Below are 13,482 nucleotides of genomic sequence, written 5' to 3'. Positions count from 1 at the left end.
AAAAAACTCACTCACTTATTTCACTGTTGCTTTTGAAACAGGAATATATATAATTTGCCCTGTAGTTAAATATATATCTTCTGATTGATTTACACGATATAAGCTTTGTACAGTCGTTTCATAACGTTCTGCAACCGATTCAATTGTATCTCCTTCTTGTACGAAGTACATTCTTACCTTCGTAAATTCTTCTTCTGGTTCTTTCGTAAATAATTTCGTTAAATAAAGTGCATTTTCATCTCGCTGTGAATATGCTTCTTCCTCTGGCTCTTCCTGCTTTTTCGCTTTTTCTTTCTTGAAATTTTTCCGCCCGAACAATTCAAATTGTGGCGTCTTTTCTTGCTCCTCTTCACGCTCCACAAGTTCATGTTCTTCTAATTCCTCTTCTTCTATTTCTTGCTCTTTTCTTTCTTCTAACTGAAACGGCTCAAATGCATAATCTTCCCATCCATCTGATTCTTTATAGGCTGGTACCTCTTCGTGCGGTGCAGGTCTACTTTCATCTTCTTCAGCTGAATCAGCTTCCAACTCGGCATACACCGTCTCTTCCTCTTCATCCTCGGTTCTTTCTTCGTCACATAAACCTGTAATAGATATATCCGCTAATAGTTGTAAGCAACCATTTTCCTTTAATTCATAATCAAATTCCTCGATTGATACATATAATTCTTCAATTACTTTCACTCGATTTCTTGGAATTGATATTTCGAGCGGAAAGGAATGGACAAGCTCATTAACCCCGTCTGCCCTTGTTTCTACATAATCAATTGCCTTTGCTGGTGATAGCTCTCTTAATGAATAAGCTGAATCATCTTGCCTTGCAACGTACTCTCCCGTTAAATCTAATTGCCCCCTCACGATAACTTCATGATCGAGCTCCTCTATCTCAACGTCTGGATCTAACGAAATTGACAAAAGTTCTTCGACTTCCTGTCCCTTCTGGAACCAAACAGATTCTTTTAATGAAAATCGTAATGAATGATCTGTTGCCACTTCTTTTCCCCCTCCCAAACTATATGTCATTACAGATTTATGTTCCCTAAGGCTACTTTATGAATAAAAAAAATCGCTCCCCTAATGGAAAGCGATTTTCTCTAAGAAATTATGCTTTTAATTTTGACATTGCAATTTCGGCCGCCGCAATTGTCGCCTCAATATCTGCATCACTATGTGCTGTCGATAAGAATAAACCTTCAAATTGAGAAGGTGGTAAAAATACACCTTGTTCTACCATTTCACGATAGTAAGCTGCAAAGAATTCTAAGTTTGAAGATTTTGCTGCATCATAATTAATAACTTGCTCATCTGTAAAGAAAATACCAATCATAGAACCTGCACGATTAATGTGATGCGGGATATTATGCTTTTCAGCTGCCTTACGTAGTCCAGCCTCTAACATTTCTGCTTTACGCTCAAATTCCACATATGATTCTGGCGTTAACTGCACTAACGTTTCATAACCTGCTGTCATTGCAAGTGGATTACCCGATAATGTTCCAGCTTGGTAAATCGGTCCGCTTGGTGCAACTTGACGCATAATCTCTGCCTTCCCACCGTATGCTCCTACCGGCAAGCCACCACCGATTACTTTACCTAAACAAGTTAAGTCAGGAGTTACACCGTAGTAACCTTGTCCACAATTATAAGCAACACGGAATCCTGTCATTACTTCATCAAAAATAAGTAGTGCACCGTTTTGCTCTGTCACTTCACGAAGTCCTTCTAAAAACCCTGGTTGCGGGGGAACAACGCCCATATTCCCTGCCACTGGTTCTACAATTATACAAGCGATGTCATCACCGAATTGTTCGAAAGCATATTTTACACTTTCTAAATCGTTATACGCTACTGTAATCGTATTTTTCGCTACACCTTCTGGTACACCAGGGCTATCTGGTAAACCTAGCGTTGCTACACCCGAACCTGCTTTAATCAATAAAGAATCACCATGACCGTGATAACAACCAATGAATTTCAAAATTTTGTTACGTCCAGTGTAACCACGAGCTAAACGTAGTGCACTCATTGTCGCCTCTGTTCCAGAGTTAACCATACGCACAATCTCAATTGATGGTACACGCTCGATAACAAGCTGCGCTAATTTATTTTCAATTTCTGTTGGTGCACCAAAGCTTGTTCCTTTTTCAGCAACAGCTTTTAAAGCCTCAACAACACGATCATTCGCATGACCATGAATTAAAGGTCCCCACGATAATACGTAATCGATGTATTCATTCCCATCGATATCATATACTTTAGAGCCTTTTCCGCGCTCCATAAACAGCGGATTCATACCAACAGACTTAAAAGCACGAACAGGGCTGTTTACGCCTCCAGGCATTAAATTTTGAGCCTCTTCAAACGCCGCAATCGACTTATCAAATTTTTTCATTATTTAGCGCCTCCTTCTTGTAACCATCTTGCTGCATCTTTTGCATGATACGTAATAATCAAGTCTGCTCCTGCACGTTTCATGCTAATTAATTTCTCAAGTACAACTTCTTTTTCATTAATCCAACCATTTTGTGCTGCTGCTTTAATCATCGAATATTCACCACTTACGTTATAAGCAACGACTGGTAAGTTAAAGTTATTTTTCACATCACGAACGATATCTAGATAAGAAAGAGCTGGCTTTACAATTAAGAAGTCGGCCCCTTCCATTACATCTGATTCTGCTTCACGGAATGCTTCCATACGGTTCGCTGGGTCCATTTGATATGTTTTACGGTCACCAAACTGCGGTGCACCGTGTGCTGCATCACGGAACGGTCCGTAAAATGCTGATGAATATTTCACAGCGTACGACATAACTGGTACGTGCGCGAAACCATTTTCATCTAATGCATGGCGAATTGCTGTTACAAATCCGTCCATCATGTTAGATGGTGCAATAATGTCTGCCCCTGCTTTCGCTTGACTTACAGCTGTTTTTGCAAGAGCTGCAAGAGACTCATCATTTAAAATAACGCCATCTTCAATAACACCGCAATGACCATGGCTTGTGAATTGACATAAACATGTATCTGCAACTACTACTAGCTCTGGGAACTCATCTTTAATTTGCTTAATTGCACGCTGTACAATTCCATGCTCACAATATGCCGATGATCCAACTTCGTCCTTTTCAGCAGGTAAACCAAATACAATAACAGAACGAATACCTAAATCAACGACCTCTTGCATTTCAGCTTGCAATAAATCCAAAGACATTTGATATACGCCTGGCATAGAAGGAACTTCATTACGAGTATTTTCTCCTTCTAATACAAAAATAGGGTAAATAAAATCTTCTGTATGTAAAAATGTTTCACGTACAAGCGCACGCATGCCCCCGCTTTGTCTTAAACGACGATGACGATTAAATTGTAAAGAATTCATAGATTTCTATCCCCATTCTTTTATTTTATAGATTCACAAATGCATTGTAGTAATGCTTCTACAGTGTACTCTTTTGGCACAATAACATGTGGAAAATAGAGGTTCGCCTCTTTTTCCGTAATAGGCCCTATACAAGCAATTGTACATTTTTTCGTCCATTCTCTCCAGTTTGTACCCTCAAGTAAACGAACAAAACTATCAACAGTTGAAGGGCTCGTAAATGTAATAATATTTACTTCCCCTAATTTCAATGCTGTTATAAGTTCTTGTTTTTTCTCTACATTCACCTTCGTACCATATACAATTAACTCATCTAGAAAAACACCAAACTCCCTAAGTTTAACCGGGATTACATCTCTTGCTAAATTCCCTTTCGGAAATAAAATACGCTCGTTTCCACTTAACTCTTTTAGAAACTCTTCGGCAAATGTTTCTGCAACAAACGAGGTCGGAACAAAATGAACTTGATAGCCCCTTTTTTCTAACTCTAATTTTGTTTTCACGCCTACCGCAGCAATTTTAATAGTTAATGGTATTTTTGTTTCTAAACCATCTAGAAAAAAAGCTACACCATTTTTACTCGTGAAAATAACCCAGTCATACGAATGTAGCTGCCCTGCTATATGTTGAATTTGCCTATGAGACGTACCTTCCATACGCAAAAGCGGAATTTCCAATGGAATTCCGCTCCTTTCTTTCACTGCTACACTCATTTGTTTCGCTTGGTGCTGGGCACGTGTAATCAATACTGTTTTGCCAGCGAGAGCGTTCATATTTATTGTTGCTCCTTATTTGCAGCAAGGATGAGCTCTTTTGCTCCTTGTTTAATTAAACGGTCCGCAGCCTCTAATCCAACTTGCTTCGGATCATTACCTACTACTATCTCTTTCAATAAAACAGAACCGTCCATAGAACCGACAAGCGCTGTTAATTCGATTGCATCATTTTCTTTAAGAGTTGCATATCCAGCGATTGGAACTTGGCATCCACCTTCAAGTTTATGAAGAAATACTCGTTCAGCAGCCACTGTTCTTTCTGTTACTGCATCATTAATATGCGCTAACAACTGAAGTAAATCCGTATCATCCTCACGACATTCAATCGCTAATGCACCTTGTCCTACGGCTGGTACACATAACGTTTCATCTAAATGTTCTGTAATAACTTCTCCGTCCCAGCCCATTCTCTGTAATCCAGCTGTCGCTAAAATAATTGCATCGTAATCTTCATCTTTTAACTTACGTAAGCGTGTATCGATATTCCCGCGAATCCATTTCACTTGTAAATCTGGTCTCGCAGCTAGTAGTTGTGCACTACGTCTCAAACTACTCGTTCCTAAGATCGCGCCTTCTGCTAAGTCTTTAAACGATTCTCCGTTTTTAGAAATAAAAGCATCACGAGGGTCAACGCGCTTTGGCGTACAACCAATCGTTAATCCATCTGGAAGTACAGCTGGCATATCTTTCATACTATGTACAGCCATATCAATTTCTTTCGTAAGTAACGCATGTTCAATTTCCTTTACAAATAAACCTTTTCCGCCTACTTTTGAAAGAGTAACATCTAAAATAACATCACCTTTTGTGACGATTTCTTTCACTTCAAATTCATATGGTAAACCAAGCGCTTTTAATTGATCAATAAACCAATTAGTTTGTGTTAATGCTAGTTTACTCTTTCGTGAACCTACAATAATTTTGCGCATAATTCTCTCTCCTCATTATAAATACCAAAAGTGGAAATTAGATAAACTGCTTAATAGAAAAATGTTAACTAGCATTACGAGAAATGCCCCGATATTCCACTGCACAATTTTCTTACCTTGCAACACATCTGCTGCTCGTAAATATAAGCCCACGCAATATACAAATAGAACGACAAAAGACCCAATTACTTTCGTATCATACCAATGGAAATTATCCAATTTTGTATATCCCCATATGCATCCTAATATAATTGCTAATAAGAAAAACGGAACAGAAAATAAATTTAATCCGTAAGACATAGATTCAAGCTTCGGCAAATTTCCTAATCTTCTTAATCTCGCATTCCACTTTTTCTTTTTTAATAGTCGGTATTGCAATAAATACATAATAGAAAAAATAAACGATACAGTAAACGTTGCATAAGAAATAATCGCCATACCGACATGCACGTATACAAGTTCTGAAACTAATTGCTCTGCAAGTACTGGCGACATCTTCCCGAGCGGTGTAAAAATAGAAAAAGCGCTTACGCCAAATGCTACAACATTTGTAAAAAAGACTAAAAAGTCAATACGCATAAATCGATTAATGACTAATGACATCGTAATCAATAACCAAACATAAAAATAAATCCCTGATAATAAAGTTAAAATAGGATTCGTTTCTGAATCTGTAGCCCTAAGCAACATAAAGATAGACTGCAGAACCCATACAATCGAAAGTAACCAAAAAGCAAAGCGGTTCGCCTTTCGGTTACTTTGGAAATAATCTATAAAATATAAACTAATGCTACAAGCATATAAAATAATTGCAATATGATAAATAATACTGTTATTTAAAAAACTCATCCGATCATCCTTCCAAGTTATAAAGATGGAACGGATGGTGTCCACGCTCTTTTATGTTCTACTTCTTCCGTATTTCCCGCTTCTTCCACTTCTAAATCAAAAATCTTCGCAAATAAAGCTAATTTTTCGCCAGCTCCCTCTTCAACAGCTAATTCTTTAGCTACTAAAATTGGGTCTTTTAACAATTGGTTAATAATACTTTTCGTATGTTTACTAATTACTTTTTTCTCACGATCACTAAGGTTTGGTATTTTTCGCTCAAGACTTTCCATCGTATCACTTTGAATTGCTAGCGCTTTATCACGAAGAGCTGATATTAACGGTACAACACCAAGCGTACTTAACCACGTTTTAAATAAAACCATTTCTTCTTCAATCATAAATTGAATTTTCTCTGCTTCTTTTAAACGTTCAGCACGGTTTGCTTCAACTACACCTTGCAGATCGTCGATATCATATAAGAAAGAGCCTTCTAATTCATCAATCGCCGGATCAATATCACGTGGTACTGCAATATCAACCATAAATAACGGACGACCAGAGCGCATTCTCTCTACTTTTGTCATCATTTCTTTCGTAATGACATATTCTGATGCACCCGTTGAACTAATTAAAATATCCGCTTCTAATAATGCACATTGCAATTCACTTAAAGGCTTTGCATGTCCCATATATTTCTCAGCCATCACTTCCGCTTTCGTAAGCGTCCTATTCATAACCGTTACTTTACGAGCTCCACTTCCGTATAAGTTTTGCAGTGCAAGTTCACCCATCTTACCCGCACCAAGAATAAGTACATGACAATCTGTTAAATCGCCAAATATTTTCTTTCCGAGCTCAACAGCAGCATAACTAACAGACATCGCACTTTCACCAATCGTTGTTTCTGAGTGCGCACGTTTTGCTAACGTAACCACTTGCTTAAACAACTCATTAAAAATTGTACCTGTCGCTTTTACTTGTTGTGCTTCTAAAAAGCTATCTTTTATTTGACCTAAAATTTGCGTCTCTCCAACAACCATAGAATCCAAACCGCACGTTACGCGGAATAAATGATCTATTGCGCCATCTTGTTCAAAAATAGACAAGTATGGTGCGACTTCTTCTATTTCAAGCTGAAACCAATCAGCTAAAAACTTCTTAATGTAATACCGTCCCGTGTGTAATTGATCGACAACAGCGTAAATCTCAGTGCGATTACAAGTTGATACAATGACATTTTCTAGCACGCTCTTTTGGTTTTGTAATATAGTCATTGCTTGCTCTAGCTCTGCTGCCTGAAATGTGAGTTTCTCACGAAATTCTACAGGGGCTGTTCGATAATTTACACTAACAACAAGAATATGCACGCAGCATGTCCCCCTTCACCCGTTTTATCACTTTATCTACTATCATAATACAACTTTCCTCTTATGAATCTGACAATCGTGTGAACAACTGATTATTTTTTATTTATTCTCCATATGTAATAAGGGAGCTTCAGTAAGATTAATAAAGAACTTTCTACTTTATAATAATTATAAAATAATAACTCTATTTGTACGTTACCAAAAAAAGTCCTCATAATCAAGTGATGGAAACTATTCCATATTAATTATAACATCATCTTTTCTATCTTCTTTCATCATGAAGGAAAATATGTATGATTGTTCCAAAATATAGTACTCACTTTCTCGATGCAATGCATTTGACATTGTATTTCTTTTTCGTTATATTGGTTTTACAAAATTAAATTGTGAACAATTTAAAAATACAAGGAGTTGCCTATGAAAGAAAATCCTTTGCATCTAGATAACCAACTTTGTTTTTCTATTTACGCTTGTTCTAGAGAGGTTACCCGTTTTTACCGCCCCTATTTAGAAGAAATGGGCATTACGTATCCCCAGTACATTACTTTACTCGTACTCTGGGAACAAGACGGACTAACAGTAAAAGAAATTGGAGAACGTCTATTTTTAGATTCTGGTACTTTAACACCTATGTTAAAACGTATGGAATCATTAAAACTTGTACAACGTGTTCGTTCAAAAGAAGACGAGCGAAAAGTTTGTATTGAATTAACAAAACAAGGTAAAGATTTAAAAGAAATAGCTTGTTCATTACCAACAACGATGGCTACAAATTTAGGAATTACAGAGCAAGAATATCATTCTTTATTAATTCAATTAAACACATTAATTGAAACAATGAAAAAAATTAATGACAGAAAAGGGGAATAAACATGGATAAATTATATACTGCTTCAGTAACAGCAACAGGTGGAAGAAACGGTAAGGTAGTTTCAGATGATGGCATATTAAATCTTGATGTAAAAATGCCAAAAGCACTAGGTGGCGCAGGCGGAGAAGCAACAAATCCAGAACAATTATTTGCAGCTGGTTATGCAGCTTGCTTTGATAGTGCATTGCAACTTGTAATTCGTACAAAACGTATGAAGGTGGAAAGTACAGAAGTGACTGCACACGTTTCTATCGGTAAAGATACAGATGGTGGTTTCGGACTATCTGCTGTACTTGACGTACATGTTGCTGGTGTTTCTCATGCCGAAGCACAAGAACTTGTAGAAGCCGCTCACGGTGTATGTCCTTACTCTAAAGCAACAAGAGGAAATATTGAAGTTACATTAAACGTACGCTAAAAGTTTAGTAAATAAAAAAACGCGCGACATTCGTCACGCGTTTTTTGTTTTTGTCATTTTATGAATTGCTTTCCATGCTTCTTCTTTTCCAAGTCCTGTTTCAGAAGAGAATAGAACGATTTCATCGCCAATTTCAACAGCAAGCGTTTCTTTTACAACTTTTAAATGCTTTTGCCATTTCCCTTTCGGAATTTTATCGGCTTTCGTTGCAATAATAATTGTTGGGATTTCATAATGCTTTAAGAAATCATACATCATAATGTCATCTTTTGTTGGTTGGTGACGTAAATCAACTACTAATACAGCTGCGTCTAATTGCGTACGTGTTGTAAAGTAAGTTTCAATCATTCTGCCCCATGCCGCGCGCTCTGTTTTAGATACTTTCGCATATCCATAACCTGGAACGTCAACAAAATGCATCATTTCATTGATTAAGAAAAAGTTCAGCGTTTGCGTTTTTCCTGGTTTAGAAGAAATACGTACTAACTTTTTACGATTTAAAATTTTATTAATAAAGGAAGACTTCCCGACATTAGAACGACCTGCTAAGGCAATTTCTGGTAAATCACTGTCTGGATATTGTTCCGGTTTAACGGCACTAATTACAATATCTGCTTTTGTTACTTTCATTGTTTCACTCCTACTAATGCGTGCTCCAATACTTCGTCTAAATGAGATGCAAGCACAAACGTAAGGTTTTCTTTTACGCTCTCTGGAATATCATCTAAATCTTTCTCATTTTCCGCCGGTAAAATAATTTTTGTTAATCCCGCGCGGTGAGCACTTAATGTTTTTTCTTTCAAACCACCAATCGGTAATACACGACCACGAAGTGTAATTTCACCTGTCATACCAACTTCTTTACTTACAGGAATACCCGTTAGTGCAGAAATAAGTGCCGTTGCCATCGTAATACCTGCTGATGGTCCATCTTTTGGAACTGCTCCTTCTGGAACATGAATATGAATATCGTTTTTCTCATGGAAATCCGGATCAATATGAAGTTCTTCTGCACGAGAACGAATATAGCTAAACGCGGCTTGTGCGGATTCTTTCATAACATCCCCAAGTTTCCCTGTTAAAATTAATTTCCCTTTTCCTGGCGCTACAGACACTTCAATTGCAAGTGTATCGCCGCCGGCTGCTGTGTAAGCTAAACCTGTTGCCATACCAACTTGGTCTGTTTTTTCAGCTTGACCATAACGGAATATATGCTTACCAAGTAAATCAACAATATTTTTCTCTGTTACAACAATGCGCTTGCGTTCTGCTGTAACGATAATTTTTGCTGCTTTACGGCAAACTTTTGCAATTTGACGCTCTAACGTACGAACACCAGCCTCGCGTGTATAATAACGAATAATTTCAAGAAGCGCTTCATCACGTACTTGCAAATTACCTTTTCGCAAACCGTGCTCTTTTAATTGTTTCGGCAATAAATGCTCACGAGCAATGTGCACCTTTTCAAGTTCTGTATAACCAGCAATTGAAATGATTTCCATACGGTCAAGCAATGGGCCCGGAACACTTGCAAGTGTATTAGCAGTTGCAACGAACATAACTTTCGATAAATCATATGGCTCTTCAATGTAATGATCACTGAAGTTATGGTTTTGTTCTGGATCTAACACTTCAAGTAACGCCGCTGATGGGTCTCCCCTGAAATCGTTAGACATTTTATCAATCTCATCTAATAAGAAGACTGGATTAACTGTTTTCGCCTTTTTCATACCTTGAATAATACGTCCTGGCATCGCTCCTACATATGTACGACGGTGACCACGAATTTCAGATTCATCACGCACACCACCAAGAGAAACACGTACAAAATTACGGTTTAACGATGTTGCAATAGAACGTGCTAACGAAGTTTTCCCAACCCCAGGAGGTCCTACTAGACAAAGAATTGGGCCTTTTAATGAATTCGTTAACTTCTGTACAGCTAAATATTCAAGTACTCGCTCTTTCACTTTTTCAAGACCGTAATGATCTTTATTTAAAATTTCTTCCGAATGAGTGAGGTCAATCATATCCTCTGTTGCTGTTGTCCATGGGAGAGCTAATAACCAATCAATATAATTATGAATGACACCACTCTCAGCAGAACTTACAGGTAATTTTTCATAACGATCTAATTCTTTCAGTGCAGCCTTCATTGTTTCTTCAGGCATTCCCGACTGTTCAATTTTCTCACGAAGTTCTTCAACTTCCCCGCCCTTGCCTTCTTTATCACCAAGTTCAGTTTGAATCGCCTTCATTTGCTCACGTAAGAAATATTCTTTTTGCGTGCGCTCCATTGAACGTTTCACTTTTTGTCCAATTTTCTTTTCTAGGCTAAGTAACTCTTGTTCATCTTGAATAATTGAAATAAGTGTATGTAGTCGCTCTTTCACAGATACAATCTCTAAAATCTCTTGTTTCTGCTTCGTTTTAATCGGTAAGTGAGAAGCAATTAAATCAGCTAGTCTTCCCGGTTCTTCTACATCAGCTACCGTTGCAAATGTTTCATTTGAAACTTTTTTCGAAACTTTAATATATTGTTCGAAATGCTCCAGTAACGTACGCATAAGAGCCTTCTCTTCCAAATCATCTTCTACTTCTTCAGTTACTGTTCTAATAGAAACTTGTACCACATTTTCTTCTTCGATAAACTCTACTACTTCTGCTCTATGTAAACCTTCTACAAGGACACGAAGCGTACCGTTCGGCAATTTTAACATTTGCTTCACTTTCGCCACTGTACCTACACTATATATGTCATCTTCTTTCGGATCGTCGATATTCATTTCTTTTTGCATTGCTAAAAAGATGATATTTTCATCCATTGCCGCCTGCTCTAGTGCTTGTATCGATTTATCACGTCCTACATCAAGATGCAGAACCATCGTTGGATATACGAGAATGCCTCTTAATGGTAGGAGGGGCACAATTCTTTCATTCGTATTCATACTAGACATAGCACCTCCATAATAAATTAAACTCCTGTTCAACTATTTTATATTACAATACATCTAGATGCAATTGCAGAGATTCTTCGCAATTGTTAATCCCCTGTTTTTTTGTGCCTCACGAAAAGAAAAAAGACTCCGCTTAAGCATACAAACTTAAACGAAGTCTGGCAAATTTTTATTATTGTATATTCTCACATTGATTGTGCATCTGTTTCGTCCAAATCATTATGTGCATCAAGCTCACGATGCATATTTTCCTGCATAAATGTTAATTCAAATACTTCTTTTAATTTGCGAACAGGAATGATCTCAATTCCCTTTATTGTATACAAAAATGGTTGCATGTTTTCAGCCGGAATGATGACTTTCTTAGCTCCCGCTTTTTTCGCAGCTTTTATTTTTGCGTACACACCACCAATAGGCTTCACTTCTCCATGGATACTTATCTCACCTGTCATCGCTACTTCATTATTCACATACGTACGATGCACTGCTGAATAGACACCTGTTGCCATAGCAATACCTGCTGAAGGACCATCAATCGGGATACCACCAGGAAAATTAATATGTATATCATACCCTTCCGGCAACACATCTAGAGAACGAAGTACTGTTAACACATTATCAACAGAACCTTTCGCCATACTTTTACGGCGGATTGATTTCGTTTGATTCCCAATACTTTCCTCTTCTACAATTCCAGTGACATTTACTGATCCTTTATCTTTCGCAGGAATAGCTGTTACCTCAATTTCTAATAACGCACCTGTATTCGGCCCATATACAGCAAGCCCGTTCACAAGGCCAATTCTCGGAATTGGATAAATACGTTTTTCGTACTTTGGTGTAAGCTGACTAGAATGAACAACCCACTCAATATCTTCATCTTTAATGAAAGGTCGTTCTTCATTTATCGCCATACCAGCAGAAATTTGCACGAGATTAATTGCTTCTCGCCCATTTCTTGCATACATTCCAATCATTTCGATACCGTTCTCACCTACTTGCATCTCCACTTTGTCAGCTGCATTTTTCGCTACTTTTTGAATTTCTTCTGTATCTAACTCACGGAAGAAAACTTCTAAACAACGCGACCTAATTGCAGGAGGAATTTCCTCTGGTGAACGTGTCGTTGCACCAACTAAGCGAAAATCTGCAGGTAAACCTTTTTGAAAAATATCATGTATATACGTTGGAATCATCGGATTTTCTTCACTATAATACGCACTTTCCAAAAATACTTTCCGATCTTCTAACACTTTTAGCATTTTATTCATTTGAATTGGATGTAATTCACCAATCTCATCAATGAACAAAATACCACCATGCGCATCTGTTACAGCCCCTTTTTTCGGTTGCGGGATACCCGCTTGTCCCATTGCACCTGCTCCTTGATAAATAGGATCATGCACTGAACCAATTAATGGATCCGCAATACCACGCTCATCAAACCTAGCTGTCGTCGCATCAAGTTCGATAAATGTTGCATTTGTACGAAATGGAGATTTCGGATTTCGTTTCGCTTCTTCTAATACAAGGCGTGCTGCCGCTGTCTTTCCGACACCTGGCGGACCGTATATGATCACATGTTGCGGATTAGGACCACAAAGAGCCGCTTTTAACGACTTAATCCCGTCTTCTTGCCCTACAATGTCTATAAAGGATGTAGGACGTACCTTTTCCGCAAGCGGCTCTGTTAAAGAAACCTCACGCATTTTACGAAGCTGCTCTAATTCTTTTTTCGATTCTCGATCAATTGAAACTTTTTGTGTTCGCTGATTTCGAAGTAAATGCCAAAAATACAATCCGACAATTACGCCAAAAACAAGTTGAACAAGTAAAAATATATTTGTCCAGCTCATAATTCATTTCCTCCCGCTATGTTTTACCTTTTAGTATTTCCTGGGAGGAATAGTGCTAAACATAAAGAAAAACAGCAATTATAAAAATTGCTGTTT

12 protein-coding genes are annotated in these 13,482 nt (G+C 37.7%); 2 read left to right on the top strand and 10 right to left on the bottom strand.

All coding sequences use genetic code 11. From position 1 onward, the window contains the following. Positions 1–15: 15 nt before the first annotated feature. From spoVID to hemA, 7 genes are all read right to left on the bottom strand, one after another. Complete coding sequence (gene spoVID / locus MHH66_RS04450; RefSeq protein ID WP_170969887.1) at positions 16–1,023, bottom strand: stage VI sporulation protein D; 1,008 nt, start codon at positions 1,021–1,023, stop codon at positions 16–18. A 79-nt stretch (positions 1,024–1,102) separates the two neighbouring features. Then, positions 1,103–2,392 carry a glutamate-1-semialdehyde 2,1-aminomutase gene (hemL, locus tag MHH66_RS04445; RefSeq protein WP_002034163.1) on the bottom strand — a complete coding sequence of 430 codons (1,290 nt, stop codon included), beginning with the start codon at positions 2,390–2,392 and terminating at the stop codon, positions 1,103–1,105. Next, positions 2,392–3,381 carry a porphobilinogen synthase gene (hemB, locus tag MHH66_RS04440; protein WP_002015358.1) on the bottom strand — a complete coding sequence of 330 codons (990 nt, stop codon included), beginning with the start codon at positions 3,379–3,381 and terminating at the stop codon, positions 2,392–2,394. The genes hemL and hemB overlap by 1 nt, the downstream gene beginning before the upstream one ends. Positions 3,382–3,401: 20 nt before the next feature. Next, positions 3,402–4,154, bottom strand: coding sequence for a uroporphyrinogen-III synthase (hemD, locus tag MHH66_RS04435; protein ID WP_063218779.1), 753 nt, complete (start codon positions 4,152–4,154; stop codon positions 3,402–3,404). A gap of 2 nt (positions 4,155–4,156) precedes the next feature. Beyond that, positions 4,157–5,086, bottom strand: a complete 930-nt coding sequence (gene hemC / locus MHH66_RS04430) for a hydroxymethylbilane synthase (protein WP_002034194.1) — start codon at positions 5,084–5,086, stop codon at positions 4,157–4,159. Positions 5,087–5,101: 15 nt separating this feature from the next. Next, a complete protein-coding gene (locus tag MHH66_RS04425; RefSeq protein ID WP_002015354.1) occupies positions 5,102–5,935 on the bottom strand; it encodes a cytochrome c biogenesis protein in 834 nt (277 codons plus the stop codon). A 17-nt stretch (positions 5,936–5,952) separates the two neighbouring features. After that, positions 5,953–7,284: a glutamyl-tRNA reductase gene (gene hemA / locus MHH66_RS04420; RefSeq protein WP_002015353.1), complete on the bottom strand. Its 1,332-nt coding sequence runs from the start codon at positions 7,282–7,284 to the stop codon at positions 5,953–5,955. A gap of 417 nt (positions 7,285–7,701) precedes the next feature. Here hemA and MHH66_RS04415 point away from each other — a divergent pair, with 417 nt between their 5' ends. Together MHH66_RS04415 and MHH66_RS04410 are read left to right on the top strand one after the other, a co-directional pair. Then, positions 7,702–8,154 carry a MarR family winged helix-turn-helix transcriptional regulator gene (locus tag MHH66_RS04415; RefSeq protein WP_002034199.1) on the top strand — a complete coding sequence of 151 codons (453 nt, stop codon included), beginning with the start codon at positions 7,702–7,704 and terminating at the stop codon, positions 8,152–8,154. A 2-nt stretch (positions 8,155–8,156) separates the two neighbouring features. Further along, positions 8,157–8,573, top strand: coding sequence for an organic hydroperoxide resistance protein (locus MHH66_RS04410; RefSeq protein WP_002015349.1), 417 nt, complete (start codon positions 8,157–8,159; stop codon positions 8,571–8,573). 33 nt (positions 8,574–8,606) lie between these two features. On the opposite strand, the gene yihA is transcribed toward MHH66_RS04410, so the two are convergent. The 3 genes from yihA to lonB all read right to left on the bottom strand — a co-directional run bounded on the left by yihA (position 8,607) and on the right by lonB (position 13,386). After that, on the bottom strand, positions 8,607–9,203 hold the full coding sequence (yihA, locus tag MHH66_RS04405) for a ribosome biogenesis GTP-binding protein YihA/YsxC (RefSeq protein ID WP_002088829.1): 597 nt from the start codon (positions 9,201–9,203) through the stop codon (positions 8,607–8,609). Continuing rightward, the gene (gene lon / locus MHH66_RS04400) at positions 9,200–11,530 is read right to left on the bottom strand and encodes an endopeptidase La (protein ID WP_002192456.1); all 2,331 of its coding nucleotides are present in this window, start codon (positions 11,528–11,530) and stop codon (positions 9,200–9,202) included. The genes yihA and lon overlap by 4 nt, the downstream gene beginning before the upstream one ends. Positions 11,531–11,715: 185 nt before the next feature. Beyond that, entirely contained in the window at positions 11,716–13,386 is a 1,671-nt protein-coding gene (gene lonB / locus MHH66_RS04395; RefSeq protein WP_063218780.1) for an ATP-dependent protease LonB, read from the bottom strand. Between the last annotated feature and the right edge of the window lie 96 nt (positions 13,387–13,482).

This window comes from Bacillus sp. FSL H8-0492, from assembly GCF_038006145.1.
Classification (GTDB): Bacteria; Bacillota; Bacilli; order Bacillales; family Bacillaceae_G; genus Bacillus_A; species Bacillus_A mycoides.
This window is presented reverse-complemented; position numbering and strand designations above follow the sequence as displayed.